Origin of the sequence: Rhodococcus sp. 05-2254-2 (assembly GCF_002259095.1) — a bacterium.
Taxonomy (GTDB): Bacteria; Actinomycetota; Actinomycetes; order Mycobacteriales; family Mycobacteriaceae; genus Rhodococcoides.
Map to the genome: position 1 here is coordinate 523,200 of NZ_NOZJ01000008.1, position 25,335 is coordinate 548,534.

The following is a 25,335-nucleotide window of genomic DNA, read 5'->3' on the forward strand; positions in this document are numbered from 1 at the left end:
GCTCGTGTGTTGTCACATGAAGTGGCCGTGACTCAGGCCGTGCCGCGCAGCTTCCCCCGGACCACGATGCCCACGATCAGAAGCGCCACTGCTACGAACACCACCATCGACGGACCGCCCCGGTCGAGACCGGTCAACGTCGGAAGCGGTGCGAGCAGCGCCAGCCCCAGCGGCGGCAGAGTCAGTGCACCGACGCCGCCGGTGTACCAGAACCACTCGATTCGGTTCCAGTCAGAACGACTCTGGACCCGGTCTTCCACATGCACCATGGCAATCGCCAGAGGTACCGCTACGACCAGCCACAGGAGCGGGGACAGCGGCAGACCTGCCCGGCCCAGCAACGCGTCGGTGATGAGCGTCGCGCCGAAATACGACGGCAGAAACATCGCGACGGCGACGCAGAAACCCAAAGTCACGTCGGAGACGTCGTCGGGCAGATCTGTGTTCCGGCTGTGATCGGACATGAGATGCACGATCGGCCGAGGTCCTCAGACCTGTCAAGCCGATGAGCAGACCGGCGACTGTTGGGCGTTTCGGGCGTGCCGCTATCTGCGACGCAGCAGCCACACCCCAGCCGCGCAGACCGAGAGCACGACGAGGCCGCCGATCGACAGTGCGGTTGCGGACGGCTGCGACGAACCGAAGAACTCGAAGTCGTCTGCCGAATCCAGCGGGCCGTAACTACCCCCGTAGATCGTGACTGTCAACGCCATAGTGAAGGGAACGGTCATACCGACCGCCAACGAGGTCGGTGCCGTCGGCAATGCAGACACCAGCACATAGGCCGCGATGAAGGGCACCACCCACTGCTGGATGGACAAGGGAAGACCGACGCCCATGTTCTGCGCGAAATCCACGGCCGCGACCATCAGCAACGCGAAAAGCCCGAGGTAGATCTGCGGGAAGCGGCAGGCAATCAGTCCGCCTACGGCCAGCAGAAACACCGTCAGACCGACCGAGGCGTAGGACCTGTCGGCAAAATCGAATGACGAGACTCCGGCCGCCCACGAGGCGAACAACACGAGGATCAGCGAGCCGTCGCGCTTCGGTAAGAGCCAAGCAGCAACGAGCGCCGCTACGGTCAGCCCGGCGAGCGCGAGAAACCACACGAGGGTGCTGTCGCGGTATTCGGTGGCCCACCAACCGAACCCGCCCGCCACCAGAGGCAATGCGATACCGACCGCGAGCGTTCGAGTGCTCGCCTGCGACGTTGCAACCGACGAGGTTCGATATCCGGCCACGAGAAATACCGCGGCGAGCACAGCCAATACCACCGCGATGGCTGCCCTCTGGGGCACCACCGCGTCCTCGGGGCCGGCGACCTCCCAGGCGAACTGACGGCCGGACGAGCTGGTCAGGAGCGTTCCGAGCTCGGCACCCACCCGCGCGGCGGCGAGGAGTCCGACCGCGAGAGCGGCCTGTGCACCCCGATGAGATGCGGCCAGGATCGCCGACGTACCGAGCAGCACACCAGCGCTGAGCGCCGCCGCCCAATCGCCCAGCAAACCCGGAGCCATGCCGAGAGATTCGAAGACGATCACCAGCAGTGCGGCAACCGCGATCCAGGGCGCGGCTCGTCCGCCCGAGCGTGCCAACACCACTGCGGTAGCTGCTGCTGCGATGGCGAGCACGACCACACCGTCGACAATTGCCGACGCACCGATGCCGAAATCGTTGTACAGAAGCGGCTCTCGGAGTGCCATCACACTGATCGAATAGCCAACGGAAAGACCGGCCAGGAGCATCGACAGTACTTTCATACTGCCGATCATGCCGTCAGCCGAACTTCACTCCCTGCGCCAGGGGCAGTTCGTTGGAGTAGTTGACCGTGTTCGTCGCTCGCCGCATGTAGGCCTTCCATGCATCCGAACCGGATTCGCGGCCGCCACCGGTTTCCTTCTCACCGCCGAAGGCGCCGCCGATCTCCGCGCCGGAGGGTCCGATGTTGACGTTGGCGATGCCGCAGTCCGAGCCGGCGGCGGACAGGAAGCGCTCCGCCTCGCGCAGATCGGTGGTGAAGATCGACGACGAAAGGCCCTGCGGCACATCGTTGTGCAATGCGATGGCCTCGTCGAGGGTGTCGTACGTCAGCACGTACATGATGGGCGCGAACGTCTCGTGCTTGACGATGTCGGTCTGTGCGGGCATCGTCACGATCGCGGGCTGAACATAGAACGAGTACTCGTCGACCACGTTCACTCGCTCGCCGCCGACCACGACCGTTCCGCCGTCGGACACCGCCGCCTCGAGAGCCTTCTGATAACCGGCGAATGCGGTGGCATCGATCAGTGGACCCACCAGAGTGTCTGTGGCCAAGGGAGATCCGATCGACAGCGTCTCGTATGCCGCTACCAACTTGCGGACCAACTCGTCCTCGACCGAGGAATGCACGATGACGCGTCGGAGCGAGGTGCATCGCTGACCTGCTGTCCCGGCGGCCGAGAACACCAGCCCACGCGTCGTAAGATCGAGATCGGCCGACGGCGTCACGATCGCTGCATTGTTTCCGCCGAGCTCGAGCAACACCCGGCCGAATCGCTCGGCGACACGGGGCGCGACAGCACGGCCCATCCGCGTCGAACCGGTTGCCGAGACCAACGCAACACGCGAATCATCCACCAGCGCTTCGCCGGACGCGCGGTCACCGATCAGCAGTTGCGCGATCTTGGGGTCCACTCCGGCTGCGGCGGCGGCACGCTCGAACAGCGCCTGCACACCGACGGCCGTCAGCGGAGTCTTCTCCGAGGGCTTCCAAATCACCGTGTCTCCCGCGACGAGAGCGAGAGCGGTATTCCAACTCCATACCGCCACAGGGAAATTGAACGCGGTGATGACGCCGACGACACCGAGCGGATGCCACTGCTCCATCATGCGATGCCCGGGCCGCTCGGTGGCGATCGTGTTGCCGTACAGCTGACGGGAGAGTCCGACGGCGAAGTCGCAGATGTCGATCATCTCCTGCACCTCACCGAGCCCCTCCGAGACGATCTTCCCGGCCTCGATGGACACCAGCGCGCCCAGATCCTCCTTGTGAACGCGCAGCAGTTCGCCCAGTTCCCGGATCACCTGACCACGCACGGGGGCAGGCACCTGCGACCACGACACGAAGGCGGTGCGCGCATCGGCGACGACGGTCTCGACATCGGCCGCCGAAGCACATGCCAGCGACGCCAGGTTTCCGCCGGTGATGGGCGAGCGCGCGATGATCGAGTCCGGTCCCGCGGGGGCGTCGAGCGCGATCGTGGCACCCAGCCGGTCGAGGATCGCGCGAGTGCGCACACTCAACTCGTCGTGGGTGATGGATGCAGACATGCGCGTACACCTTCCGTGGAGAGAACCGAACCGTCGGAGATGAGCCTACCGATCGAGGCTCGAACCGTATATTTTCCTGTCTTACGGACTTGCTTACGGAATATTAACGCGTATCTTCGTCCTTATGACGCAAGTATTACAGCGCACCGGAGTGACCATCGATGCCGCCAACGTCCGTGACGTGATCGGTGAACACCTGCTGGCCGACGGTTTCGAGTTGGTGCTCGACCTCGATGCATCGACCGGATCCACGCTGGTCGACGCCAGAGACGGCACCCGCTACCTGGACCTGTTCACGTTCTTCGCGTCCAACGCGCTGGGCATGAACCATCCGGCGTTGATCGACGACCCGGACTTCCGGGCCGCTCTGATGCAGGCGGCGATGAACAAGCCCAGCAACTCCGACATCTACACCGTCCCCATGGCTCGATTCGTCGACACGTTCGCTCGCGTCCTGGGTGACGATCGACTGCCGCACCTGTTCTTCGTCGAGGGCGGCGCCCTGGCCGTGGAGAACGCGTTGAAGGTCGCATTCGACTGGAAATCGCGATGGAACGAAAGTCATGGTCTGGACGCGTCCTTGGGCTCTCAGGTGATGCACTTCGAGCATGCGTTCCACGGACGCTCGGGCTACACGATGTCGCTGACCAACACCGACCCCAACAAGGTCGCGCGCTTCCCGAAGTTCGACTGGCCGCGAATCCCGTCCCCGTTCATCCGATCCGACGCGAACATGGACGAACTCGAGGACGCATCGTTGGCGGCGGCTCGGTTGGCCTTCGAGGCCAACCCGCACGACATCGCCTGCGCCATCATCGAACCCATCCAGGGCGAAGGTGGAGATCACCACTTCCGGCCGCGCTTCCTGCAGAAGCTGCGCGAGCTCTGCCACGAGTTCGACGCCTTGCTCGTCATGGACGAAGTACAGACCGGAGCCGGAATGACCGGTACCGCATGGGCATTCCAGCAGCTCGACGTCGTCCCGGATGTCGTCGCCTTCGGCAAGAAGGTTCAGGTCTGCGGCGTCATGGCCGGCGGTCGCGTCGACGACATCGACGACAACGTCTTCGCTGTCAGCTCCCGCATCAACTCGACGTGGGGTGGCAACCTGACCGACATGGTGCGGTCGCGTCGAATCCTGGAAGTGGTCGAATCCGAGAAGCTCATTCCTCGTGCCGGTGAACTCGGAGCCGTATTGCTGACAATGTTGCAGGACTTGGCAACTCGACACACAGTGGTATCCGAAGTACGTGGACGAGGTCTGATGTGCGCCTTCTCCCTGCCCGACGCTTCCACCCGCGACCGAGTGATCGAGCTGTTGCGTACCGAGGAACATGTACTGGCGCTCGGCTGCGGTGACGCTGCAGTGCGATTCCGTCCCGCACTGACCATCACCGAAGCCGAACTGACACAGGCAGTCGAGTCCATCGACCGGGTGCTGAGCATGCTCTAGCGCTCGGGAGGGATGTCTCTCTGCACCAACCGAATCTGTGACGTCGGAATGACACCGGGACGAAAGTAGAAGTTCTCCGGCGACTGCACGAGATCATCGTCTTCGACTCCACTGACTTCCCAGACATCGACCGGTCCACCGGTGTTGTTCATGCCCACGAACCAATCACGTTCCCACGCACCGGCTGCCAGAAAACAACCCGCCTGCTCTGGTTGGTTGCTACCGGCAATACCGCGAGCGGCACCCATACGACGCCAGTCGAGTCCGTGCCGCCGAATCGACTCACGGTTGAGTACCGAGGTCACGTGATAGCGAATGGTCATCCGCCGAAAGTAGCAACGGCAACTTGTCGGGTACAGCGATTTTCGGCTCACCCTTTTCGTTCCCCGTGTCAGGTAATTCTTGACAATCTGACCTCCTGCTGTCAGGCTTTTCCTGACACAGGAGGTCGGTCATGGATCCCATCACCCTCGCAACCGAGGCAGATATCACTGCCGGCGCGCGGGCCGTCGTGACGGCAGCAGCCACCGAGGCCGGTCGCATCGCCGACGAGATCATCGGCACAGGGCCCCTGCCGGGCACACCGGACTGGGAGGCCGAGCAATCGACCGACCTGCCCGCACGGCGAAGCGTCGCGTGGCATCTGTTGAGCCTGCGTGTGCAACTCGCAGCCGGCCTCGATGGCATCGAAACCATTGTGGTGCTTCGGGTTCAGGGCACAACGTGGGCGACGATCGGAACGGCCGTCGGAATGTCGCGGCAGTCGGCTCACGAGCGGTGGGGTGCCCGATCAGCTGCGATTCTCGATCCCGTCGGCGACGGACTGCCCAAGGTCGTCCCGAACGACAGTCCGGCCTGAATTACAGCAGCATTCGTTCTGCACCCGCTGCCACGGCGTCCGCCGCTCGCTGAAGTGCGACAGACGACAGCGACCACTGCTGCCAGTACAGCAGCACGTCGTCGATCCCGTTGTCGTCGAAGCACTTCAGCGAGTCACGGGCCTGCAGATCAGGGATCAGGCCCCAGCCGAAGCCGAGGTCGACAGCTCGCGCATAGTCGGAAGAAGCCGGCACCAGGTGACGCGGCGGCTCGTGTGGGTCGACACCGAAGCGCTGTAAGTAGTTGTCCTGCAATCGGTCGTCTGCATCGAAGACGACCACCGGAGCACAACGCAAAGCCTCTGCCGTCACTCCAGCGGCGAACCACCGATCGATGAACTCCGGCGTGGCCGAGGGCCGGTAGCGCATCGCACCGAGGCGTCGAACGGTGCAGCCACGAACCGGATCGGCCACGGAGGTTATTGCAGCGGAGACGATCCCGTCGTGCAGCAACTGCGCGGTCCGGTCCTGGTCCTGCCGATGCAGGTCGAAGGTGGTGTTGCGCGCCAGTGGCGCGAGCGCGGGCAGCACCCAGGTCGCCAACGAATCCGCATTGACGGCAAGCGAAATGGGCGCAGCGACGCCGTCGTCACTCAGTTCTGCCCGAGTCTGCTCGGTGAGAGTGTCGATCTGGCGCGCCAAACGGAGCACTGCTACGCCCGACTGGGTTACCACCACCGGCTTGCTGCGCTGAACCAGAGTCCGACCGAGGGATTGCTCCAGCGACTTGATGCGCTGACTCACCGCCGACGGGGTCACGTACAGCGCGCGAGCGGCGGCCTCGAACGTCCCGCCGTCGACCACGGCCCGCAAAGCTCTGAGCTGCTCGATCTCCATAATATGAAGCTACGCTGATCATTACTGAAATACATTCGCTGGACCTAATCACGACTGGCTCCTAGCGTTGCCGTCATGACCTCGCTCGCCGCCGCACAATCGACTCTCACCGGATTGGGCGTCGGACTCTCCCTTATCGTCGCCATCGGAGCGCAGAACGCGTTCGTGCTGCGTAAGGGCTTGCAACGCGCCCATGTACTGCCGGTGGTGGCAGTGTGCGCACTGTCCGATGCGATTCTGATCCTGGCCGGGGTGGCAGGAATCGGCGTTCTCGTCGACCGGTTTCCTGTCGCGCTACGTGTCGTGACCGTTCTCGGTGCACTGTTTCTGCTCGTCTACGGCCTGATGGCACTGAACCGTGCTCGGACGCCGTCCACCATGACCGCGGAGGCACACGGAGGCGGTTCGCTGATCGCCGCCGTGGCCACATGCCTGGCTCTGACCTGGCTCAATCCTCACGTCTACCTCGACACCGTGGTGTTCCTGGGTTCCATCGGGAACCGTCAGCCCGGTGAACTGCGATGGTGGTTCGCCGCCGGCGCGATGCTGGGCAGCGTGCTGTGGTTCACCGCGCTCGGCTACGGATCGCGGGTGCTCAGTCCACTGTTCGCGAGGCCGGCGGCGTGGCGAGTACTCGACCTCGGCATCGGCATCATGATGCTGACCCTGGCAGCACTGCTGGTGCTCGGCTGAACCGAACTACTGGGTCGTTCCTGCAGGCTCCACTCCCGCCACTCTGGGTCGTTCCTGCAGGCTCCACTCCCGCACTTGATCCGCGGTACAACGAGTGATCTGATAGTCGCGAAAGACCGACCGCGCGGTCTGACAAACCTGGAGGATTTCCCGTGCCGTACCTCGGCCTGCTGATCATGCTGCTGTCCATCTTCTGCTTGATCGATGTCATCACCGCCGACGATTCCGGCATCCGCCACCTTCCGAAAATGGTGTGGCTGCTGCTCGTCATCGTTCTGCCGCTCGCCGGATCGATCGCGTGGCTCGTCGTCGGCCGGCCCGAGAACGGCGGCATCTGGGGTGGCAGCGGCGCACCACGCACCTCGTCGGCCTACCCCGAGTACGACGCCAAACCCGGACGCGCCGTTGCCCAATCGCAGGCGAGCGACGAGGAATTCCTACGCCGTTGCCGCGCCCGGGCCGAAGAGCAGCGCCGCATCGCCCGCGAGCAGCGTAAGAGCGAATGAGCCAACAGCGCTCAGTGTCCACAATTTTCGTCTGCGGACGGTTTTCCGCCTGCCGAGCCGAATTGTGGACACTCAGCTCACTACCCGACGACTAGGTATGCGATGGCCAAGCTGACGACATTTCCCGAGCCGAACTCCGCCCTTTCTGATCCCGCCGAGTTGTTTCGCGAGTACCTGCGCTTCTATCGCAGGGAGCTCGTTCGACGCATCACTTCGCTGAGCGACGAAGCACTGACCAGCACGGCCGTTCCCTCGGGATGGACTCCGCTGCAGATGCTGACCCATCTGGTGCACATGGAGCAGCGTTGGTTCGTCTGGGGATTTCTCGGCCGCGCAGTGGACGCGCCGTGGGGTGACGAGCAGGACGGGTCATGGCATGTGCCGGCCGACGTGGACGCCGAGACCCTGCTGGCCAGGCTCGACGACGGCGCCCGCCTCACCGACGAGATACTGAACTCACACCGAATGGACGAATTGGCAGCTCTCGGTGGACGATTCAGCGACGAGCAGCCGACGCTGATCTGGATCTGCTTGCATGTACTCCAGGAATACGCCCGTCACCTCGGCCACCTCGACGTCGCAGTCGAACTGGCCGGCGGGCCGAGAGGTGAGGGACCGGCATGAGAATCAACATCACCAGCGTCTTCGTCGACGATCAGAGCAAGGCGCTGACGTTCTACACCGAGGTACTGGGCTTCGTCGTCAAACACGATGTAGCCATGGGTGGCCCCGATCGTTGGCTCACGGTCGTCTCACCGCAGGATCCAGAGGGCACCGAGTTGCTGCTCGAGCCCAGCGGTCATCCTGCAACCGCACCGTTCAAGGACGCTCTTTTCGCGGACGGTATCCCGTTCACACAGTTTGCGGTGGACAGTGTTGCAGCAGAATACGATCGGCTCATCGGCCTCGGCGTTCGGTTCACTCAGCAGCCCACCGAGATGGGTCCGGTGATCACCGCGGTGTTCGACGACACCTGCGGAAACCTGATTCAGATCGTCGCTCCGTCGAACTGACGCCTCAGACGTTCGCGTACAGATCGACGGTGGTGCCGTCGGGATCGTGCACGACGGCATAACGCTGTCCCCAGAACGCATCCCACGGCTGCAGGTGACCGGTGTACCCGGCTTTCGTCACCGCAGCCCACGCCGCGTCCACCCCGTCGGGCGTCCCACAGTCGAACGCGAGCGCAACGCGATGGCCCCCGCTGGGCGGGGTCCAAGACGGATCGAACGAGGTGATGGTCGACGGTAGATCGAACAGCAGGCGGACTCCGCCGAGGTCGACTTCCACGTGCTGCTCACCGTCGGCCTCGGCCGGAATATCCAGCCCGAGAACGCGGTAGAACGCCAGCGCCGACGCCATGTCGGCAACGATGATTTCGATTCCTGCCAGGCGCGGTTTCACAACGAAAAGAGTAGACCGTCAGCCCCAGTTCGCGGCATTCGTCAGACAGAACGGATGCCCGGCCGGGTCCAGGAGTACGCGCCAGGTCTCACCGGGCTGGTTCTCGGGCAGCGTGGCGCCCAGTTCCACGGCAGCCGTCGACGCGGCGTCCAGATCGTCGACAGCAAGATCGCAATGAAACTGTTTGCTGCCGTTCGCATTCGGCCACGGCGGCGGTCGATAATCGTCGACGCGGCCGAATCCGAGCGCACTGCTCGGCCCCTGCAGCATCGCGTACTCCTGCTCCGCATGCACGACGCTCCAGCCCAGCAGCGACGACCAGAATGCCGCGCTGGCCTGAGGATCGGCGCAATCCAGGGTGACCATCTTCAGAGTGGCCACAGGTGTTCCGGTCATGGTGTTCCTCCTTCTCGTGTCGGACCAGACTCATACACTGACCCGCGTGCCGGATAGGAAAAACGCGACAGCCACCCAGTCCGGCGTCCTGCGGCCCGATCAGCTGGCGCAGCATGTCGACCTCGTACGGCTACCGTGTTCGGAATCGTTGGAACCGTGGGTCGAGAACTACTGGCAGCTGCAGTGGGAACTGCCGCCCGGCACAACTCATCACAGCTCGACGCTCCCGCACCCGGCCTGCACGTTGAGCGTCGAACATGGTTGGACCCGCGAGGGCGTTGTCGAGCCGGTGGTCGTGACCGGGGTCCTCACGCGTCGCTTCGACGTCGTCCTCGCCGAGTCCGGGTGGGTCTTCGGCGTCAAGTTCCGGCCCGGCGGCTACGCGAGTTTCACCGGAACCGTGGCGAGAACACTGCGCGATGTCCCGGTGGCGCCACCGACCCCGTTCCGGTCCGAAACCGTCGCTGCACTGGCCGAGCTGGATGGGCATTTCGATGCCGACCACTGCCGAACCGTCGTCGACGCGGTTCTCACGCCCTACGCCCGTGACATCGAGCCGGAGTACGAGGTGGTCTTGGACGTCATTGCGACCATGCTCGGAGATCGGACGCTGGTTCGCGTCGCCCAGGTGGAACAGCGGTGTGGCATCGGCACTCGTCGACTGCAGCGGCTGTTCGAGCGTTATGTCGGCGCGACGCCCAAGTGGGTACTCGGGCGGTATCGGATTCACGACGCCCTCAGCGAGCTCGACAACGGCTACTCGGGTCCGCTGACAGACCTGGCCGTGCGGTACGGGTGGTTCGACCAGGCTCACTTCACTCGGGAGTTCACCGAATTGGTCGGAATGCCGCCGAGCGCATACCAGCGGTGAGTAACGCCTTCGTCACGCAATGCGACTTTTGCCGATTCGTTTGGCACAGTATTCGCGGTGCCCGATAAGCATCGTGGTGGGGAACAGCAGCACAGAGGAAGAGTGGGCTTCAACGCATGATCAACATTCTCGTCGCCGGTGGAATCGCGTTGGCGGTCTCGATTCTGTTGACTCCATTTCTCATCGCACTGTTCACCCGGCAGGGCTTCGGCCAGGAGATCCGCGTCGAAGGTCCGGCAAGTCACCACGCCAAGCGCGGAACGCCGACGATGGGCGGCGTCGCGATCATCGTCGGTTTGTGGGCCGGTTACCTGGGCTCGCACCTCGTGGCAATGGGTGGTGACGGGCCCTCGGCGTCGGCGCTGTTGATTCTCGGTCTCGCGACGGCACTCGGCGTCGTCGGATTCCTCGACGACTACATCAAGCTCCGCATGAAACGAAGCCTCGGACTCAAGGCGACCGGCAAGTACGTCGGGCAGATCAGTGCGGCAGTGATCTTCGCGGTACTGGCGCTGCAGTTCCGCAATGGGAACGGGCTGACTCCGGGCAACGTCGAACTGTCGCTGGTACGCCAATCCACGTTCTTCACCATGGCCCCGATCGTCTTCGTCCTGTTCTGTGTCTTCCTCGTCGTCGCGTGGTCCAACGCGGTCAATCTCACCGATGGGCTCGACGGTTTGGCGGCGGGGTCGATGACGCTCGTCCTCGGCGCGTACACGGTGATGACGTTCTGGCAGTACCGGCAGTCCTGCGCGACCAATTCGGTCGCCGGGTGCTATCAGGTACGCGATCCGCTCGACCTCGCCGTCGTCTGCGCCGCGGCCGCGGGTGCCTGCATCGGATTCCTCTGGTGGAACGCGGCTCCGGCCAAGATCTTCATGGGCGACACCGGCTCACTCGCCCTCGGCGGACTGCTCGCCGGCCTGTCGATCGTGAGCAAGACCGAACTGATCGCCCTCGTCTTCGGAGCCCTGTTCGTCGCCGAGAGTGCCTCCGTCGTCATCCAGGTCGCGTCGTTCAAGAGCACCGGCAAGCGGCCGTTCCGAATGGCCCCGATCCACCACCACTTCGAGTTGGCCGGCTGGGCCGAGACGACGGTCATCATCCGGCTGTGGCTGTTCGCGGCCATCGCGTCGGCACTGGGACTCGGATTGTTCTACAGCGAATTCCTCGCAGCCGTCGGCTGACCTACGATTCTGGGATGACTGAAGAACTGTCGCCTGTTGCCAAGGTCGACGCTCTCGCCGCCGAACTCGAACAACTCGATGCTCGACGCGTCGCCATCGGGGTCGAGCTCGTCAACCTTCAATTCGGCCTCGACGGAGACGCCAAGATCCGTGCGACCGAGGTCTTTCACAGCGACTACCTGGGACGACTGTTCACCTTGGTCGACGAACTTCGCACCGACGAATAGGACTCGCTACACAGCGTCCTGATTCGAACGCGACACCACGGTCAGGCGAAAATCTCTGAGCGACAGCGTCAATGCGGCCAACGCTGCAATCGCTACTCCACCGATCGGAAACACCAGCCACGGATCGCCGATGGTGGGAGTGAAGGTCGATGTGACAAGGTCGTCGCCGAGATATTGCACGTACACCGCGTCGGTCACATAAGTTTCGGCCATGTAGGTGTCCGTCGCTGTCCAGCCGAAGTCGGCTGCAGGGGGCGAGTTGATCTCGATACTCAACGGATGCTCCCACGACCAGTCCGACGCGGCTTCGGTTGGTTGCGGTGGCCAGTGCGTCCAGGCGAGTGCGCTGCCCGCTCCCAGTGCCGCACCCACGACGATCAACAACACGAACAGGTGTACGCGGCTGCGTTCACGATCCTGAACGATGCGCAGACCCGAATCGACGAGGAACGAGGCAGCCACGAGACCGATTGCTACCCCTGCTGCGACGAGATAGAGCGTCACGGGAAACCAACTCGGGCGGGCGTGGGTCACGCCCAGTTCCTGCGGATCGACTACGGCGACATGCCACACCACCGCTGCGGCAGCACCTATCGAGGCACCGACTGCGGCCAGCACTGCCACGAGCGCTTTACCGGATGGCCTGTCCACGATCGGGACTCTACTCACGAGATCCGAAGGAAACTCGGTGGCATCGGGAGAGAACGCGCGTTACGGTGTGCCGGTGAGTTCACCCGAGGCATCCAGATTCGAGCTACCGGCACCCCGGTAGCTCGACAAACCCGAAGCACTCGATAACGACACGTTCGGCGAGCACCCGTGTGCCGGTCCACTTGTCCTGGACCCGTCTCACATTCGGAGAATCCTCCATGCCACCGCTCGTATTCTTGCTTGCCACTGCCGTTTTCGCCCAGGGAACGTCCGAGTTCATGCTGGCCGGCCTGCTCACCGATATCGCCACCGATCTGAACACCACGGTCCCCCGTGCGGGAATGCTGACCTCGGCATTCGCCATCGGAATGATTTTCGGTGCCCCCACGATGGCTGTTGCCACACGACGCCTACCTCCCCGCCTGGCCTTGACTGGCTTCTTGGTTGTCTTCATAGCCATGCACGTAATCGGTGCAACAACAACAAGTTACGCAGTGCTATTCGGTTCCCGGATCGCCGCAGCATTCGCCAACGCGGGCTTCCTTGCGCTCACCTTGGCGACGGTTACGGCGTTGGCCTCACCCGACCGTCTCTCGCGCGCCGTCGCTACGATCCTTGCCGGCACAACTCTCGCCTTGGTAGTCGGAGTGCCCGCCGGCACGGTGGTCGGAACCCTCCTCGACTGGCGTGCGGCTCTATGGGGCATAGCGTTTCTCTCGGTGCCCGCGTTGATCGCCGTGGCAATCACCGCACCACGCCACCAGGACGATCGAGCGAACATCTTGCTGAACACCGAATGGGTTGCGCTGCAGAATCGTTCGTTGATCCGCGTCCTCGTCCTGTGTGCTCTGATCAACGGTGCCACGTTCTGTTCGTTCACCTACTTGGCTCCTGTCGTCACCGAACGTGCAGAGTTGCGTTCGGCATCGGTTCCCCTGGTGCTTGCATTGTTCGGAGTCGGCTCTCTGTGCGGGGTGTGGGCCGCCGGAAAGTACGGGGACCGATACACCTCCCGCATAGTGTCGATCGGCGGCGGAGCACTTGTCGGCGGATGGTGCTGCTTCGCCCTCCTGGCGCAGTTGCCGACGGCTGTTCTACTGCTTGCGTTCGTTCAGGGCGGGTTGTCGTTCGCCCTCGGCAGCACACTGGTCAGCCAGGTGATGCGTACGGCAGTCGACGCACCGACGATGTCGGGTTCGTTCGCGACAGCGAGTCTGAACATCGGTGCCGCTGGAGGGCCTGCTCTCGGCGGAGTGGTCTACAGCTCGGCACTCGGACCGACCGGGCCACTCGCCGCCAGCGCCGTTTTGGTGGCTACGGCCCTCGTCCTGCGCTCGGTCTTGACCTGAAGTTCGGTTCAGGTTTTAGGCTCGATTTCATGACATCCAACAAACCCATGCAACCGCCCGAGCGTCAACCCATCGGATTCTGGACCGTGCGCGCCGGGGAGGCGATTCGAGCGCGGATCCGCGGCGCGCTACACCAAATCGGGTTGACGCAAGCCGAATGGTGGCTCCTGCACCAGATCTCGCTGCACCCCGCGGGGGCCGATCGCGCCGAGACCATCGAGAAGATCGGGCACAACGACACGCCGGAAGCAATCGTCGATGCCATCGAGTCCGCGCGCGCCAAAGGTCTCGTCGTGGAATCGAATTCGCGCGTGGCGTTCACCCCGGAAGGTGAAGCACAATTTCGGCGAGCCGCAGACGTTCAACAGATGCTGCAGGACGAACGCATGCAGGGAATCAGCCAGGAAGATTTCGTGACGACTATTCGAGTGTTGCAGCGGACGATTCAGAACGTCGGAGGTGACGCCTGGCATTGGTGACGATCAGGCGCGTCGGGTCCCGTGTGCGAGACTGTCGGCTGTGCGAGCACTCGTCGGTATCTCGACCATCTCGGTCGTCTGCTCGGCGTCGATCGCCTTGTATGCCGCTGTGCAGCTGGCCTCCATCGGGGTCATCGAGCCCGGGCCGCTCTTCGAGATCATGGTGGTACTGCCGGCCGTCGTCGCAATCGTTACGTCGCTTCTCGGTGCCGTGGTCGGGCTCGGCGTGCTGGTTCGTCCGTCGAAGCGGAAGCCTCCATTCGTTCTCATGGCCGTCGGACACATAGCGGCCAGCGCCGGAGTATTCGCCGTCGTCATATGGTCGACGCGGGCCACGGCGTCGGGATGGGATCTGCTGCTTCTTCCAGCGCCGGTTCTGCTGGGACAACTCGTCGTACTGGCGGGACTCGGCGTACTCGTTTTCCGCCGTCGCCCTTCACGCTCGAATACCGTTCGCGGACAACACTCCTAGAGTCAGTTTCTCCTGCGCGCACTCGTAATCAGCACGCCAACAACCAATCCGAGTACCGCGCCCAGAACAGGCAAACCGATGACGAGGGTGGCCAACTGCCCAGGCATACCCAGGAAGTCCGAGTACTGCGAATCGCCGCCGACGAATGCGTAATTGACTCGACGCGGCGCGCCGTCCTGCAGAACGATACCGATCGACGCGATCAGCCCGAGTGAGAAGCCGATGAACGTGGAGGCCTTACGCATCCGCGCGGGCCTCGCGGGCCGCTGCTGCGAAAGCGGCCATACTCGGGAACTTCATGTCGACATTGTGTTCCTCGGATGGCTCCGGCGTTGCTCCCCAGCCGGGGCGATCGTGCCGCCGATCGATCCACACCGACGGGATGCCGTGGCGCTTGGCAGGCACGTGATCGTGGAACAGACTCTGCGCGACGTGGAGCAGTCGTGATCGTGGGACACCCAGCGTCTCGAGAACTCCGTCGAGCGCGTCGAAGTGATTGTCCGCCGGCTTGTAGGCCTTGACGTCCTCGGCGGTGACGATGGCGTCGAACTGCACGCCGAGGCGGCGGTTGCTACCCGCGAAGCCGTCGCGATGCACATTGGACAGGATGACGAGCTTGTAGCTTTCGCCGAGGGACGACAACGCGTCGGCCGAGTCCTCGAATGCCGGCCAGTCCGGAACGGAAGCCCCGAGCCTGTCCGCCCACTCGGTCGAGACAGGTATTCCCAGCGTGTCACCGGTCCGCACGAAGGCTTCGGCAAGAATCCGGGGGTACAGAGCAGCGGGTGAATCACGCTGTGCCTGAGATTCGTTGATGCCGTAGGCCGCAAGCAGCTCGTCGTCGGACAACGGCGAACCGGCTTCCTGTGCCCATGGCCTGAGCACCTCGAGGATGCCGGTTTCCCAATCGATCAGCGTTCCGTAGCAATCGAAGCTCAACACGTCGTAGTCGGCGAGATTCATGTGGCCGGGCCTCCTTGCGAAAATTCGATGGCGGCCGATTCTTCGTGCCGATACCGTCTGCAGGTCATGAGCATCGTACTGCCCGTCATGTGCCCTCGCTTATCCGGCTGTCGATGTGGACGCTGACCGACCGGGAAGCAAATCTACTGCGCGACAGAGTCTATCGAGCTGTTCAGATCGGTCCTGTATCCGAGCTGATCGACGGTAGAGTTCATCGTGACAGTCGATCGGCTGATGATGAAAGGCAGAACCCATGAATATGGGCAAGGGCGACGAGGTGCGCAACGTCGCCGAAGCACTGAACACGATCGAGAAGCCCTGGCAGCCTCACCGCCTGGCCAGCATCAACGATTACGACGTCAAGGTGGTGAAGCTGCTCGGCGAATTCGTCTGGCACACACACCCCGACACCGACGAGATGTTCTTCGTCCACAGCGGAGAACTGACCATCCAGCTTCGCGACCACGATGTCGTTCTCGGTCCCGGTGACGTCTTTGTGGTCCCAGCGGGCGTCGAACACTGCCCCAAAGCCGTCGAAGAAGTCTCTGCACTTCTGTTCGAGCGATCAGGCACCGTCAACACCGGCGATGCGGGCGGGAGCCTGACCTCACAGATCCGAGAGTTGTGACACGAATTCTGTTGCGACCCGCAGTGGAGTCCGACGCCGACTTCCTGTTCTCTATGGCATCGAATCCCGACGTCGTCCGTTGGGTCGGTGACGGAAAGCCCTGGAGTAGAGACTATTTCGGTAGGCGCTTCTCGCGCGCCCTGAGCGAGAGGGACGCCCGAACGCCGGATGTGCCGAGGTGGTTCATCGGCACCGAGGAGAATCGACACCCCGTCGGTCTGCTCAGCCTGATTCGACGGTCCGACCACTTCGAGGTCGGGTACTGGGTGGATCCGGACCAGTGGGGTCGTGGCTACGCAGGCGAACTGATCGCTCTTGCGCAGGATCATACGGATGGTCTCCCGATGGCAGCGCAGGTTCACCGGGCGAACAGCGCCTCGCGTCGGGTGCTCGAGCGCGCCGGGTTCACACTGGTCGACGACGGTGATCCCATGACCTTCCGGTCTCCTCCGAGGCAGTGATTTCGGGTCACCAGGTCCTGATGGGACGGGGCCGAACCGTAGTGCGGCCGGTCGTGACGCCGCGCACCATGGGTCGCATCAGGAACTCGTGCGGGAACCCGAGGTCGACAGCGCTGGCTGCTTGCAGAGTGTCGAGTTGGTATTCGTCGAAGGTGACGTCGAGGGCAGAGATGTTCTGCTGCAGCTGTTCCGGAGTACGTGCGCCGATCAACGAGCTGACGACGGACGGATGCCGAAGCGTCCACGCCAACGCCACCTGAGCAGGAGTCACGTCGAGTTGGCGAGCGACCCCGACAACCGTGTCCGCGATCGCGAGCCCCCGCGCAGTCAGCGTTCCGCTCGACCTCGCATGATCGCGTCGAGTACCCGCCGGCGCATCGGAACCCGGCACCGCGAGGTCCGCCGCGGTGTACTTGCCGGTCAGCACTCCGCCGCCCAGCGGTGCCCAGGGAATGACGCCGAGTCCAAGATCTGCTGCCATGGGCAGCAATTCGCGTTCGGTGGTTCGTTCGATCAGGCTGTATTCCATCTGAAGCGCCGCGAACGAGGGCCAGCCCCGGACGTCGGCAACAGTCTGCATGCGCGCGACCTCCCACGCCGGCGTATCCGAAATACCCAGATAGAGAACCTTTCCGGAGCGGACCAGGTCGCCGAGCGACGCGATGATCTCGTCGCTCGGTGTCATACCGTCCCACGCGTGCAAATAGAGCAGATCGATGTAGTCAGTCCCCAGGTTCTTCAGGCTCGCTTCGACGGACCCTCGAAGACTCTTTCTGCCACCCCCACCGGCATTCGGATCCAACGGATCACGCGTCGCCGCATACTTGGTCGCTACGACGACCGAATCACGCCGTCCACGGAGAAACTCGCCGAGATATTCTTCCGATTGGCCATCGGTATAGATATTGGCGGTATCGACCATGTTTCCCCCGGAATCGAGATACGCGTCGAAGATGCGTTTCGAGGCCTTCTTGTCGGCACCCCAGCCCCAGTTGTCGCCGAACGTCATGGTTCCCAGCGACAGTGGTGATACTCGCAGACCGGATCGGCCCAGCAGTCGGTACTCGTCCATGCGCGTCATCGGGTGCTCCCTTCGTTCATGATTCGGTCCTGTCCACAGTCCCGGTCCCGTCGACCGACGGGAAGGACGAGATCATCCTGGGAAGGGCGATACCAGGCTGATCTCGTTGCAGTGACCTACTGTGGATCGCGTGAGTACGCAGCTGGGCCGAGACGAGCTGGCGGCATTTCTGCGAGCCCGACGCGAGGCGCTGTCCCCGTCGGAAGTCGGCCTGCCGCCGCGGATCGGGGCGTCCCGAACACCGGGTCTGCGACGCGAGGAAGTCGCTGCGCTGGCAGGGGTGAGTGTCGACTATCTCGTTCGGCTCGAGCAGGCACGGGATGTTCGACCGTCTGCTCAGGTGGTGCAGTCGCTGTCGAATGCATTGAAGCTGTCCACCGATCAGACCGGCTACCTGTTCACGCTCGCCGGTCATCGTGCACCCGAACGGTCCACCACACAACAGGTGCCCGAAGGCATTCGGCAGCTGATCGACGATGTCGCCCCCTTGCCTGCCATGGTGCTCGATCACCGACTCGACATCCTCGCAACGAACGAAGTGATGGCCGCGCTGCTGCTCGACATCGACCGACGCCCCGTCGCCGACCAGAATGTGCTGCGAATGTGCTTTCTGGACAACAGGTTCGACGGGTTCTACGAGGTGCGTGACGACGTCGTTCGCGGTGCAGTCGCCGATCTGCGTGCCGCCTGGGTGAATCATTCACACGACGCCGAACTCGCGGCGTTGATCGACGAACTCGAACGAGGCAGCGCAGAATTCTCCCGGTATTGGCAGTCCCGAGAAGTAGCTGTGCGGAACCGAGGCGACAAACCAATGCGTCATCCGCTCGTCGGACCGATCACTGTGACATTCGATGTCCTCACCCCTTTGGGTGACCCGAACCTACGGATGATCGTCTACCGGCCGGCGGACGCGCAATCAAGGTCTGCGATCGATGAACTCGACCGCCTGCGCTCTCGTCAACGGCACCGGCACCTTCGCACCATCTGAATCCGACCTTTCGCGGCACGGGAAGTCGAGACTCCGGTGATGCAGTGCTCCTATCGTTTGGGACAGAACGAAGGAAGGGTCACCGGCACATGCTCGAACGATGGAACGCGGCACTCGACCACATCGAGAACAATCTCGACCGCGAGATCGATGCGGGGGAGCTCGCTCGCATCACGCTGACATCCGAATACCACTTCAGACGCGTGTTCTCGGCACTGGCTGGATTGCCTCTGTCGCACTACATCCGGCAACGCCGCATGACATTGGCAGCAGCAGACATTCTCGACGGTACAGCGGTGCTCGACGTCGCGACCAAATACGGCTACACGGCAGACGCATTCACCCGCGCCTTCCGAGACCTGCACGGCATCACGCCATCTCAGGCCCGCCGACCCGGAGCCGTCCTTCGTTCCAGACAGGCCGTGACATTTCACCTGACCATCGAAGGACGAAGCACCATGCGATACCGCATCACCGAACTGCCGGCATTTCACATCATCGGCAAATCCACCCGAATCCCACTGCGGTTCCGCGGCGAGAACACCGCAATGACCGAATTTCACCGGAGCCTCGCCCCTGGAACCGGGGAAAAACTACTCGAACTGGCAGACCTGCCCGAACTTCCTGACATCCTCTTCGTCAGCGACGGCTTCGAACCCGAACGCGAAGACGGCAGCCTCTTCGACTACTACTTTGCCGTTGCAAGCACTTCGGCTGAAACATCCGACTGGGACACCCTCTCAGTGTCCGCATCGACCTGGGCGGTATTCGAGACGAGCAGCGACACCGCACTCGCCCCCGCACTCCAACAACTCTGGGCCGACGCCTTCAGCGAATGGTTCCCCTCCAACCCCTACGAAACAACCCCGGGACCGGAAATCCTGACCGTCAAAGAAGCCTCCCCCGACTGGACCTCGGGAGCGGGAGAACTCTGGATTCCAGTCCAACGAAGCCACTAGCCGTCCCTCGCTCCTCCCCTCTCGTCGCGGCCCACCATGTTCACTCAATGTGACATTCAGTGGCCTTTTCGGGGGTCAATGTCACATCGAGTGGACTGGATCAGGTGTCAGGCGATCGATTGGCCGTAGACGTGTGTCACCGAGATGGTCACCAGTACTCGTCGGTCGGCGACCATGACGGCTCGGTATTCGTTCCAATCGGGGTGCTCGCCGGCGGCGGCGCGGAAGTAGTCCACCAGGGCATCGACTTCGGGGCTCTCGGGTGACGATCCCGGGCCGGTGAGGGTGACCGTTCCTTCCGCTGTCGCCCATGCTGTGCCGTCGGCACTGGTCACTTCGAGCGCGGCGCGAGGATCTCGACGTAGATTCGCCGTCTTCGCTCGCCCTTCGGTGACCGAAATCGTGATGGTGCCGGCTGACCGGTCGTAGAACGGCGTCACCGGTGACAGCTGCGGAATTCCGCTGGATTTGATGGTGGCGAGCACGCCGATTCTGCTCTGCTCGAGCAGGTCGTGTGGGTCGAAGGCGCTCGCGGTCATGGCTTCTCCTCGGGTCGAGTGGACAGGTCAGCGGCGTAAGCCCCGACTGCTCGCCGATATTTGCCGAGCACCGGTTCCGCTGCCTGCAACGCGTTACGTAGTGCGAGTTCGTGTTCTCCCAGGTCCCAGAATGCCAGGGCAATGAATGCGTCACGCGCAGCGACGTATTCATTCGAGAACTCGGCATCCTGCAGCACCTGCACTGCTTCGTGAGGACGCCCGACGTTGCGCAACGAGCTCGCAAGTTGGATACGAGCCTGGTGCTCCCTGTCTGTATCCAGCCCGGCCGACAGGGACGCTTCGTACAACGGCACCGCCGCCTCTTCGTCGCCCAGAAAGTCCTCCAGCGACGCACGCTCGAACAGCACGCGAGCATCCGAGTACAACGGGATCGCGAGCAGATGGTCCAACTGAATTCGCATCCGCAGTGGATCGGAGTCGTCCGCGTCGCGCCAGAACGCCGCTAGCGGGTCCACGATGCATCCCGCTGCTGCAGCTCGTTCAACGGGTGCACCGTACCTACTCGAACAGGTGCTGTCGTCACGCCCTCCATCGTCGCAGACCCGGCCTAGTCTCGACGGATGGATGTGGAGCTGTCACTGCTCAAGCTACTGGTGGAGATCGACCGTTGCGGGTCCATGACGGCCGCGGCCGAACGGCTCACGTACACCCCATCGGCGGTGTCCCAGCAGGTCAAACGACTCGAGGCCGTCGTCGGCACGCCCGTCCTCGAGCGACATGCGCGTGGAGTGCGACTCACCGAAGCCGGTCGTCTCGTGGCCGGGCGAGCCGCGGCCATCGACACGCAATTGTCGGCCCTGCGCGCTGACCTCGACGATCTGCTCGACGCGCGCAGTGGCAACATCACCCTCGGCGTCTTCCCTTCCTTCGCTGCGTCTCTCCTCCCGGACGTCATGGCCGCATTCCGTTCGGCGCACCCGGGTATCGACCTGCGAATACGGTCGTCGAGGCTGCGCGACCTGCACGCCATGCTGCTGGGCCGTGAAGTCGACCTGTCCCTGGCATGGGACTACCCGGAATTGCCGATGGTGGTCGACGATGTCGAGACCGAAGTCATCGCCGACGACGCCACCGTCCTTCTGGTTCCAGCGGGTTGGTCGCGCAGAGGTCCGCTCCGCCTCGAATCACTCGAAGACGAACAGTGGATCGTCCGCGCATCGCAGCACTCCATCACCACGATGTTCCGATCAGCCTGCCTCAAAGCTGGTTTCGAGCCGAAGGTATTGGTCGAGTCCAACGACTACATGGAATCTCAGGCAATGGTTGCTGCAGGGCTGGGACTCACCGTGGCACCGTCCATGACCACTCGATACCTCCGCGAAGGCGTCGAGTCCATTGCCTTGAACGAGTTGTCCCGGCGACGAATCCTGCTGTGCCGCCTCGGACATCGGACGCCGTCCCCTGCATCGGATGCCATGCGAGCCGTGCTCGTCACGCTCTTCCAAGCTGTGAATTCTACTTAATTCACATGTAAGAAATGATCTCTGGTCTTCACGCTGATCAAGCGGCAAGGTATGCCACAGGTCACAACGGTGGCCTAGTCCGCAACGGTGCGGACGTGAACACCTGGAGACATCGTGACTACCGGACACCCAGCCCACGACCCTGACAACACCGTCGAACTGGTGGTTCTCGCCGGCGACGGCATCGGTCCCGAAATCAGCGCGGCGACGGCCGCGGTTGTCGAAAGAGCTCTCGGACAACACGGGATCACCGCCTGCTTCACCGACGGAACCATCGGTTTCGACGCGCTTCACGCATCGGGGACAACGATGCCCGACGCCATCGTCGATCTCTCACGTGCAGCCGACGGCGTCATCCTCGGCCCTGTCTCGCACCTGGACTACCCGCCGACTTCGGAGGGTGGCGTCAACCCATCGGGAATTTTGAGGCGAAAGTTGGATCTCTACGCCAACATTCGTCCCGCCAGGACCGTCCCGGCCCTGCCGAATCCGCTCGGCAAGAGCTTCGACCTGGTGATCGCCCGGGAGAACACCGAAGGTTTCTACGCCGACCGCACCATGTTTGCTGGTGGCGGTGAGTTCATGCCCACCGCGGACCTGGCGCTTGCCATACGAAAGGTGACTCGTCACGGTTCCGAACGCATCGTGCGTCGAGCGTTCGAGCTGGCACGGACTCGTCGATCGAAAGTCACTGTGGTGCACAAGGCCAACGTCCTCAGGCTGAGCGACGGACTGTTCCTCGAGGCGGCCAGGGCCGTCCGACAGCACTTCCCCGACGTCGACTACGAAGAGCTCCTGGTCGACGCAGTCGCCGCGCTGCTCATCCGTCGACCGGAGTCCTTCGACGTCATCGCCACCACCAACATGTTCGGGGACATCCTGTCCGACGAGGCAACCGAACTCTCGGGCAGCTTGGGGCTGGCGGCATCACTCAATGTCGGTGACACGCATGCCGTCGCGCAAGCCCAACACGGCTCGGCTCCGGACATTGCGGGTCAGGGCATTGCCAATCCGGCGTCGTTGATCGGTTCCGCCGCAATGCTTCTGAACTGGATAGGACAACGACGCGGCGACGCACGATTGACCGCAGCAGGCCAATCCATTCATCGAGCCGTCGACAGCGCCGTTGGCAGTCCCGATACCCGCACGGCGGACTTGCACGGGTCCGCAACCACCCAGCGTTTCACGCGAGCGGTGATCGAGCACATCGAATCGGAGCGCTGAATCATGTTGGCACTTCTCGGATTCGTCTCTCTTGCATCCTTCATGCTGGTGGTCATCAAGAAATGGGCGACCGCCCTGGTTGCCGTCGTCACCATCCCCATCGTGGTCCTGTTGATCAGTGGACAGGGGGCAGCACTGCCGGACATGGTGGCGGAGGGCATCGAAACCGTCGCTCCCACCGCAATTCTTCTACTGTTTGCGGTTCTGTACTTCGGAATCATGATGGATGCCAAACTGTTCGACCCCATTTCACGCGGAATCATCCGATTGTCCGGTGGAGATCCCGTCAAAATCTGTGTCGGCACAGCAGTTCTCGCACTTCTCGTCGCACTCGACGGTGACGGCACGACGTCGTACATGATCATTTGCTCTGCGTTTCTCCCGATCTATCGAAAACTCGGAATCAATCCGCTGGTGATCGCCACGATTGCGACGATGGCTCTTGGGACCATATCCGGCACCACCCCGTGGGGTGGGGCTGCGACCCGGGCGATCAGCGTCTTGCAGATCGACGCCACCGAATACTTCGTACACATGTTGCCGGCAATGTTGCTGATGTCAGCGGCTATCGTCGGGCTCGCATATCTGTTGGGCCGCAGCGCACGCAAGAAGATCTCCCCTGAGCGCATCGCCGAGGTTGCCGCGCACGTGTCCTCCGGCGCACACAAGGAGGGCTCGGATGGAACGCTCCTGACGAAGGCAACCTGGCGAACCTGGGTGAATGCAGCACTCACGGTCACCCTGCTGGTGCTGCTGGTGTTGGGAGTCGCAGACCTACTGGTGCTCTTCATGCTCGGTTTCATCATCGTGCTGATCGTCAACCACCCCAAGCCCTCCGATCAGGGCGACGTGATCCGATCACATGCTGCCAACGCCGTCCCCGTCGTCATACTGGTCCTCGGTGCCGGCGTATTCACCGGCATCCTCACCGAGACCGGTATGACCACCGCCATGGCCGACGCGCTGATCTCACTGATTCCGGACGGTTCCGAAGGCATGATCCCTGCCGCAGCCGCGCTGATCGGAATCCCGCTGAGCTTCTTCATGGCAAACGACGCCTACTTCTTCGGGATCGTGCCGGTACTCGCGGAATCGGCTGCGCAATATTCCATCCCACCCGAGGAAATGGCTCGCGCTGCGGTGATCGGCCAGATGGCCCACTCGATCGGACCCGCATCGGCACCGTTGTGGGTGCTGCTCGGCCTGGTGCGTGCCTCGTTGGGCGACTTCCAACGCTTCGCATTCCTGTGGGTGCTGGCCGCGTCGCTGATGTATATCGCCTTCGCAATACTGACCGGTGCCATCACGGTAGGTCTGTGAATTACTGTGCTGCTACGAATTCGATCCGATTGCCCACGCCGTCGCTGGTATGGAACCGTCGTCGGCCGGGGATCTCCTCAGGGTCGGCCCAATTCACTGGGTAGCCGGCAGATGTCAACGCCGCCGCAGTCGCATCGACATCGACGACGAATGCCGGGTGCGCCTTCAGCGCCGAGCGAAAGTCGTCCTCGATGCCGACATGTACCTCGCCATCGGGACCGCCCACTCCCGGCACGCGAAACCAACAGCCGCCGCGGACAGCCAACAGCGGCGGCTTCGCGATCTCCTGCCATCCGAGAGCACCTGAGTAGAACTCCCGCTCGTGGTCTTCGCCGCCCGCCGGACAAGCGACCTGCACGTGGTGAATCATCGAACGAACGTACCGCCATCTCGATTGACACGCCGGTGAACGGTAGGCAAACGTATGGGCATGCAACTGAGATTTCTGGCCGGCATCTCGACGGCCTTCGCATTCAAGCTCCTGCTGATGCGAGCGCTGACACTCAAGCTGCAGCGAGACATCGAAGCACTGAACAACGGCAACTACCGCCCGCTCCTGTCGTCCTTCCATCGCGACGCAGTGCTGAAGTTCGCCGATGGTGACAGCCGCTGGTCGGGCACACACCGCGGCCGCCCGGCCATCGAAAAATTCTTCCAGGACTTCGTCGCTGCCGGAATCAAAGGCCAGATCACCGAAATCTACAGCGGCGGCGCACCCTGGCGTATGACCCTGCTCGCCCGCTTCGACGACCAGGCCCACGCAGCCGACGGCACCCAGATCCACAACAACCGCACCGTGCTGCTGGTCCGCACGAGCTGGGGAAAAATCATCTCGCTGGAAGACTTCTTCGAGGACACCACACGCCTCGACGCATTCGAGAAGAAACTGCGGCAACTCTAGATTTGCCCGGCATTCGACTCGGTGCACCACTTCCGCCGGTACTCGATGTGACATCCAGTGGCCTTTTCG

Annotated in this window: 34 protein-coding genes; 20 read left to right on the forward strand and 14 right to left on the reverse strand. The window is 62.9% G+C overall.

Features of this window, described 5'->3' with window-relative positions; translation table 11 throughout:
* Positions 1 to 32: 32 nt before the first annotated feature.
* The 3 genes from CH283_RS12615 to amaB form a co-directional block, all read right to left on the reverse strand.
* Entirely contained in the window at positions 33 to 464 is a 432-nt protein-coding gene (locus CH283_RS12615; protein WP_094638462.1) for a hypothetical protein, read from the reverse strand.
* A gap of 81 nt (positions 465 to 545) precedes the next feature.
* Positions 546 to 1,760: a hypothetical protein gene (locus CH283_RS12620; protein ID WP_141215233.1), complete on the reverse strand. Its 1,215-nt coding sequence runs from the start codon at positions 1,758 to 1,760 to the stop codon at positions 546 to 548.
* 16 nt (positions 1,761 to 1,776) lie between these two features.
* Positions 1,777 to 3,312, reverse strand: a complete 1,536-nt coding sequence (gene amaB / locus CH283_RS12625) for an L-piperidine-6-carboxylate dehydrogenase (protein ID WP_094638460.1) — start codon at positions 3,310 to 3,312, stop codon at positions 1,777 to 1,779.
* Positions 3,313 to 3,436: 124 nt separating this feature from the next.
* Here amaB and lat point away from each other — a divergent pair, with 124 nt between their 5' ends.
* Entirely contained in the window at positions 3,437 to 4,765 is a 1,329-nt protein-coding gene (gene lat / locus CH283_RS12630) for an L-lysine 6-transaminase (RefSeq protein WP_094638459.1), read from the forward strand.
* Here the strand turns inward: lat and CH283_RS12635 are convergent.
* Positions 4,762 to 5,088 (reverse strand): hypothetical protein, encoded by a 327-nt coding sequence (locus CH283_RS12635; protein WP_094638458.1) that lies wholly within the window; start codon positions 5,086 to 5,088, stop codon positions 4,762 to 4,764. The genes lat and CH283_RS12635 overlap by 4 nt on opposite strands.
* Positions 5,089 to 5,219: 131 nt before the next feature.
* Here CH283_RS12635 and CH283_RS12640 point away from each other — a divergent pair, with 131 nt between their 5' ends.
* On the forward strand, positions 5,220 to 5,624 hold the full coding sequence (locus CH283_RS12640; protein WP_094638457.1) for a hypothetical protein: 405 nt from the start codon (positions 5,220 to 5,222) through the stop codon (positions 5,622 to 5,624).
* 1 nt (position 5,625) lies between these two features.
* Here the strand turns inward: CH283_RS12640 and CH283_RS12645 are convergent, their stop codons facing one another.
* Positions 5,626 to 6,480, reverse strand: a complete 855-nt coding sequence (locus CH283_RS12645) for a LysR family transcriptional regulator ArgP (protein WP_176460234.1) — start codon at positions 6,478 to 6,480, stop codon at positions 5,626 to 5,628.
* Between the two features lie 75 nt (positions 6,481 to 6,555).
* Between CH283_RS12645 and CH283_RS12650 the strand changes: the two genes are divergently transcribed.
* The 4 genes from CH283_RS12650 to CH283_RS12665 all read left to right on the forward strand — a co-directional run bounded on the left by CH283_RS12650 (position 6,556) and on the right by CH283_RS12665 (position 8,692).
* Positions 6,556 to 7,173 (forward strand): LysE/ArgO family amino acid transporter, encoded by a 618-nt coding sequence (locus tag CH283_RS12650; protein ID WP_094638455.1) that lies wholly within the window; start codon positions 6,556 to 6,558, stop codon positions 7,171 to 7,173.
* Positions 7,174 to 7,325: 152 nt separating this feature from the next.
* Positions 7,326 to 7,679: a PLD nuclease N-terminal domain-containing protein gene (locus CH283_RS12655; protein ID WP_094638454.1), complete on the forward strand. Its 354-nt coding sequence runs from the start codon at positions 7,326 to 7,328 to the stop codon at positions 7,677 to 7,679.
* 102 nt (positions 7,680 to 7,781) lie between these two features.
* A complete protein-coding gene (locus tag CH283_RS12660; protein WP_094638453.1) occupies positions 7,782 to 8,303 on the forward strand; it encodes a mycothiol transferase in 522 nt (173 codons plus the stop codon).
* The gene (locus CH283_RS12665) at positions 8,300 to 8,692 is read left to right on the forward strand and encodes a VOC family protein (RefSeq protein WP_094638452.1); all 393 of its coding nucleotides are present in this window, start codon (positions 8,300 to 8,302) and stop codon (positions 8,690 to 8,692) included. Before CH283_RS12660 ends, CH283_RS12665 begins: the two co-directional genes overlap by 4 nt.
* A gap of 4 nt (positions 8,693 to 8,696) precedes the next feature.
* Here CH283_RS12665 and CH283_RS12670 read toward each other — a convergent pair whose 3' ends face one another.
* Complete coding sequence (locus CH283_RS12670; RefSeq protein WP_068045411.1) at positions 8,697 to 9,083, reverse strand: VOC family protein; 387 nt, start codon at positions 9,081 to 9,083, stop codon at positions 8,697 to 8,699.
* 18 nt (positions 9,084 to 9,101) lie between these two features.
* Positions 9,102 to 9,479 carry a VOC family protein gene (locus CH283_RS12675; RefSeq protein ID WP_094638451.1) on the reverse strand — a complete coding sequence of 126 codons (378 nt, stop codon included), beginning with the start codon at positions 9,477 to 9,479 and terminating at the stop codon, positions 9,102 to 9,104.
* Between the two features lie 46 nt (positions 9,480 to 9,525).
* Here CH283_RS12675 and CH283_RS12680 point away from each other — a divergent pair, with 46 nt between their 5' ends.
* The 3 genes from CH283_RS12680 (at position 9,526) to CH283_RS12690 (ending at position 11,764) form a co-directional block, all read left to right on the forward strand.
* Complete coding sequence (locus CH283_RS12680) at positions 9,526 to 10,350, forward strand: helix-turn-helix transcriptional regulator (RefSeq protein ID WP_255183197.1); 825 nt, start codon at positions 9,526 to 9,528, stop codon at positions 10,348 to 10,350.
* Positions 10,351 to 10,466: 116 nt separating this feature from the next.
* The gene (gene mraY, locus CH283_RS12685; RefSeq protein WP_068045417.1) at positions 10,467 to 11,537 is read left to right on the forward strand and encodes a phospho-N-acetylmuramoyl-pentapeptide-transferase; all 1,071 of its coding nucleotides are present in this window, start codon (positions 10,467 to 10,469) and stop codon (positions 11,535 to 11,537) included.
* 14 nt (positions 11,538 to 11,551) lie between these two features.
* Positions 11,552 to 11,764: an oxidoreductase gene (locus CH283_RS12690; RefSeq protein ID WP_068045421.1), complete on the forward strand. Its 213-nt coding sequence runs from the start codon at positions 11,552 to 11,554 to the stop codon at positions 11,762 to 11,764.
* Between the two features lie 6 nt (positions 11,765 to 11,770).
* Here CH283_RS12690 and CH283_RS12695 read toward each other — a convergent pair whose 3' ends face one another.
* Positions 11,771 to 12,415 (reverse strand): hypothetical protein, encoded by a 645-nt coding sequence (locus CH283_RS12695; protein WP_141215234.1) that lies wholly within the window; start codon positions 12,413 to 12,415, stop codon positions 11,771 to 11,773.
* Between the two features lie 218 nt (positions 12,416 to 12,633).
* Between CH283_RS12695 and CH283_RS12700 the strand changes: the two genes are divergently transcribed.
* From CH283_RS12700 to CH283_RS12710, 3 genes are read left to right on the forward strand one after another with little or no spacing between them, the layout of a single operon-like run.
* Complete coding sequence (locus tag CH283_RS12700; RefSeq protein WP_094638557.1) at positions 12,634 to 13,764, forward strand: Cmx/CmrA family chloramphenicol efflux MFS transporter; 1,131 nt, start codon at positions 12,634 to 12,636, stop codon at positions 13,762 to 13,764.
* Between the two features lie 29 nt (positions 13,765 to 13,793).
* Positions 13,794 to 14,243, forward strand: coding sequence for a MarR family winged helix-turn-helix transcriptional regulator (locus CH283_RS12705; protein ID WP_094638449.1), 450 nt, complete (start codon positions 13,794 to 13,796; stop codon positions 14,241 to 14,243).
* Between the two features lie 40 nt (positions 14,244 to 14,283).
* The gene (locus CH283_RS12710) at positions 14,284 to 14,715 is read left to right on the forward strand and encodes a hypothetical protein (protein ID WP_141215235.1); all 432 of its coding nucleotides are present in this window, start codon (positions 14,284 to 14,286) and stop codon (positions 14,713 to 14,715) included.
* Positions 14,716 to 14,717: 2 nt separating this feature from the next.
* Here CH283_RS12710 and CH283_RS12715 read toward each other — a convergent pair whose 3' ends face one another.
* Both CH283_RS12715 and CH283_RS12720 read right to left on the reverse strand, forming a co-directional pair.
* Positions 14,718 to 14,960 carry a hypothetical protein gene (locus CH283_RS12715; protein ID WP_094638447.1) on the reverse strand — a complete coding sequence of 81 codons (243 nt, stop codon included), beginning with the start codon at positions 14,958 to 14,960 and terminating at the stop codon, positions 14,718 to 14,720.
* Positions 14,953 to 15,678 carry an HAD-IA family hydrolase gene (locus tag CH283_RS12720; RefSeq protein WP_094638446.1) on the reverse strand — a complete coding sequence of 242 codons (726 nt, stop codon included), beginning with the start codon at positions 15,676 to 15,678 and terminating at the stop codon, positions 14,953 to 14,955. Before CH283_RS12720 ends, CH283_RS12715 begins: the two co-directional genes overlap by 8 nt.
* Positions 15,679 to 15,937: 259 nt before the next feature.
* Here CH283_RS12720 and CH283_RS12725 point away from each other — a divergent pair, with 259 nt between their 5' ends.
* Together CH283_RS12725 and CH283_RS12730 are read left to right on the forward strand one after the other, a co-directional pair.
* Positions 15,938 to 16,306, forward strand: a complete 369-nt coding sequence (locus CH283_RS12725; RefSeq protein WP_094638445.1) for a cupin domain-containing protein — start codon at positions 15,938 to 15,940, stop codon at positions 16,304 to 16,306.
* Positions 16,303 to 16,767 carry a GNAT family N-acetyltransferase gene (locus CH283_RS12730; protein WP_176460235.1) on the forward strand — a complete coding sequence of 155 codons (465 nt, stop codon included), beginning with the start codon at positions 16,303 to 16,305 and terminating at the stop codon, positions 16,765 to 16,767. The genes CH283_RS12725 and CH283_RS12730 overlap by 4 nt, the downstream gene beginning before the upstream one ends.
* 7 nt (positions 16,768 to 16,774) lie before the next feature.
* Here the strand turns inward: CH283_RS12730 and CH283_RS12735 are convergent, their stop codons facing one another.
* Positions 16,775 to 17,848 (reverse strand): aldo/keto reductase, encoded by a 1,074-nt coding sequence (locus CH283_RS12735; RefSeq protein ID WP_094638443.1) that lies wholly within the window; start codon positions 17,846 to 17,848, stop codon positions 16,775 to 16,777.
* Between the two features lie 130 nt (positions 17,849 to 17,978).
* On the opposite strand from CH283_RS12735, the gene CH283_RS12740 reads away from it, so the two are divergent.
* Both CH283_RS12740 and CH283_RS12745 read left to right on the forward strand, forming a co-directional pair.
* The gene (locus CH283_RS12740; RefSeq protein ID WP_094638556.1) at positions 17,979 to 18,839 is read left to right on the forward strand and encodes a helix-turn-helix domain-containing protein; all 861 of its coding nucleotides are present in this window, start codon (positions 17,979 to 17,981) and stop codon (positions 18,837 to 18,839) included.
* Positions 18,840 to 18,928: 89 nt separating this feature from the next.
* Positions 18,929 to 19,798 carry an AraC family transcriptional regulator gene (locus tag CH283_RS12745; RefSeq protein ID WP_094638442.1) on the forward strand — a complete coding sequence of 290 codons (870 nt, stop codon included), beginning with the start codon at positions 18,929 to 18,931 and terminating at the stop codon, positions 19,796 to 19,798.
* 107 nt (positions 19,799 to 19,905) lie between these two features.
* Here the strand turns inward: CH283_RS12745 and CH283_RS12750 are convergent, their stop codons facing one another.
* Both CH283_RS12750 and CH283_RS12755 read right to left on the reverse strand, forming a co-directional pair.
* Positions 19,906 to 20,337: a PPOX class F420-dependent oxidoreductase gene (locus tag CH283_RS12750; RefSeq protein ID WP_094638441.1), complete on the reverse strand. Its 432-nt coding sequence runs from the start codon at positions 20,335 to 20,337 to the stop codon at positions 19,906 to 19,908.
* Complete coding sequence (locus tag CH283_RS12755) at positions 20,334 to 20,813, reverse strand: tetratricopeptide repeat protein (RefSeq protein ID WP_217901105.1); 480 nt, start codon at positions 20,811 to 20,813, stop codon at positions 20,334 to 20,336. The genes CH283_RS12750 and CH283_RS12755 overlap by 4 nt, the downstream gene beginning before the upstream one ends.
* A 105-nt stretch (positions 20,814 to 20,918) precedes the next feature.
* On the opposite strand from CH283_RS12755, the gene CH283_RS12760 reads away from it, so the two are divergent.
* The 3 genes from CH283_RS12760 (at position 20,919) to CH283_RS12770 (ending at position 24,365) form a co-directional block, all read left to right on the forward strand.
* Positions 20,919 to 21,821 (forward strand): LysR family transcriptional regulator, encoded by a 903-nt coding sequence (locus CH283_RS12760; protein ID WP_094638440.1) that lies wholly within the window; start codon positions 20,919 to 20,921, stop codon positions 21,819 to 21,821.
* A 114-nt stretch (positions 21,822 to 21,935) separates the two neighbouring features.
* Positions 21,936 to 23,045 (forward strand): isocitrate/isopropylmalate dehydrogenase family protein, encoded by a 1,110-nt coding sequence (locus tag CH283_RS12765; RefSeq protein WP_094638439.1) that lies wholly within the window; start codon positions 21,936 to 21,938, stop codon positions 23,043 to 23,045.
* Positions 23,046 to 23,048: 3 nt separating this feature from the next.
* Positions 23,049 to 24,365 carry a CitMHS family transporter gene (locus tag CH283_RS12770; RefSeq protein ID WP_094638438.1) on the forward strand — a complete coding sequence of 439 codons (1,317 nt, stop codon included), beginning with the start codon at positions 23,049 to 23,051 and terminating at the stop codon, positions 24,363 to 24,365.
* Between the two features lies 1 nt (position 24,366).
* Here CH283_RS12770 and CH283_RS12775 read toward each other — a convergent pair whose 3' ends face one another.
* Entirely contained in the window at positions 24,367 to 24,735 is a 369-nt protein-coding gene (locus CH283_RS12775) for a glyoxalase (protein ID WP_094638437.1), read from the reverse strand.
* Positions 24,736 to 24,795: 60 nt separating this feature from the next.
* On the opposite strand from CH283_RS12775, the gene CH283_RS12780 reads away from it, so the two are divergent.
* Entirely contained in the window at positions 24,796 to 25,266 is a 471-nt protein-coding gene (locus CH283_RS12780; RefSeq protein WP_176460236.1) for a nuclear transport factor 2 family protein, read from the forward strand.
* The last annotated feature ends 69 nt before the right edge of the window (positions 25,267 to 25,335 follow it).

Bases quoted from the DNA above. Each gene is read 5' to 3' on its own strand.
- CH283_RS12615 (WP_094638462.1), bottom strand. From the start codon at position 464: ATGTCCGATCACAGCCGGAACACAGATCTGCCCGACGACGTCTCCGAC.
- CH283_RS12620 (WP_141215233.1), bottom strand. From the start codon at position 1,760: ATGAAAGTACTGTCGATGCTCCTGGCCGGTCTTTCCGTTGGCTATTCG.
- amaB (WP_094638460.1), bottom strand. From the start codon at position 3,312: ATGTCTGCATCCATCACCCACGACGAGTTGAGTGTGCGCACTCGCGCG.
- lat (WP_094638459.1), top strand. From the start codon at position 3,437: ATGACGCAAGTATTACAGCGCACCGGAGTGACCATCGATGCCGCCAAC.
- CH283_RS12635 (WP_094638458.1), bottom strand. From the start codon at position 5,088: ATGACCATTCGCTATCACGTGACCTCGGTACTCAACCGTGAGTCGATT.
- CH283_RS12640 (WP_094638457.1), top strand. From the start codon at position 5,220: ATGGATCCCATCACCCTCGCAACCGAGGCAGATATCACTGCCGGCGCG.
- CH283_RS12645 (WP_176460234.1), bottom strand. From the start codon at position 6,480: ATGGAGATCGAGCAGCTCAGAGCTTTGCGGGCCGTGGTCGACGGCGGG.
- CH283_RS12650 (WP_094638455.1), top strand. From the start codon at position 6,556: ATGACCTCGCTCGCCGCCGCACAATCGACTCTCACCGGATTGGGCGTC.
- CH283_RS12660 (WP_094638453.1), top strand. From the start codon at position 7,782: ATGGCCAAGCTGACGACATTTCCCGAGCCGAACTCCGCCCTTTCTGAT.
- CH283_RS12665 (WP_094638452.1), top strand. From the start codon at position 8,300: ATGAGAATCAACATCACCAGCGTCTTCGTCGACGATCAGAGCAAGGCG.
- CH283_RS12675 (WP_094638451.1), bottom strand. From the start codon at position 9,479: ATGACCGGAACACCTGTGGCCACTCTGAAGATGGTCACCCTGGATTGC.
- mraY (WP_068045417.1), top strand. From the start codon at position 10,467: ATGATCAACATTCTCGTCGCCGGTGGAATCGCGTTGGCGGTCTCGATT.
- CH283_RS12690 (WP_068045421.1), top strand. From the start codon at position 11,552: ATGACTGAAGAACTGTCGCCTGTTGCCAAGGTCGACGCTCTCGCCGCC.
- CH283_RS12700 (WP_094638557.1), top strand. From the start codon at position 12,634: ATGCCACCGCTCGTATTCTTGCTTGCCACTGCCGTTTTCGCCCAGGGA.
- CH283_RS12705 (WP_094638449.1), top strand. From the start codon at position 13,794: ATGACATCCAACAAACCCATGCAACCGCCCGAGCGTCAACCCATCGGA.
- CH283_RS12715 (WP_094638447.1), bottom strand. From the start codon at position 14,960: ATGCGTAAGGCCTCCACGTTCATCGGCTTCTCACTCGGGCTGATCGCG.
- CH283_RS12720 (WP_094638446.1), bottom strand. From the start codon at position 15,678: ATGAATCTCGCCGACTACGACGTGTTGAGCTTCGATTGCTACGGAACG.
- CH283_RS12725 (WP_094638445.1), top strand. From the start codon at position 15,938: ATGGGCAAGGGCGACGAGGTGCGCAACGTCGCCGAAGCACTGAACACG.
- CH283_RS12735 (WP_094638443.1), bottom strand. From the start codon at position 17,848: ATGACGCGCATGGACGAGTACCGACTGCTGGGCCGATCCGGTCTGCGA.
- CH283_RS12745 (WP_094638442.1), top strand. From the start codon at position 18,929: ATGCTCGAACGATGGAACGCGGCACTCGACCACATCGAGAACAATCTC.
- CH283_RS12750 (WP_094638441.1), bottom strand. From the start codon at position 20,337: ATGACCGCGAGCGCCTTCGACCCACACGACCTGCTCGAGCAGAGCAGA.
- CH283_RS12760 (WP_094638440.1), top strand. From the start codon at position 20,919: ATGGATGTGGAGCTGTCACTGCTCAAGCTACTGGTGGAGATCGACCGT.
- CH283_RS12770 (WP_094638438.1), top strand. From the start codon at position 23,049: ATGTTGGCACTTCTCGGATTCGTCTCTCTTGCATCCTTCATGCTGGTG.
- CH283_RS12775 (WP_094638437.1), bottom strand. From the start codon at position 24,735: ATGATTCACCACGTGCAGGTCGCTTGTCCGGCGGGCGGCGAAGACCAC.
- CH283_RS12780 (WP_176460236.1), top strand. From the start codon at position 24,796: ATGCAACTGAGATTTCTGGCCGGCATCTCGACGGCCTTCGCATTCAAG.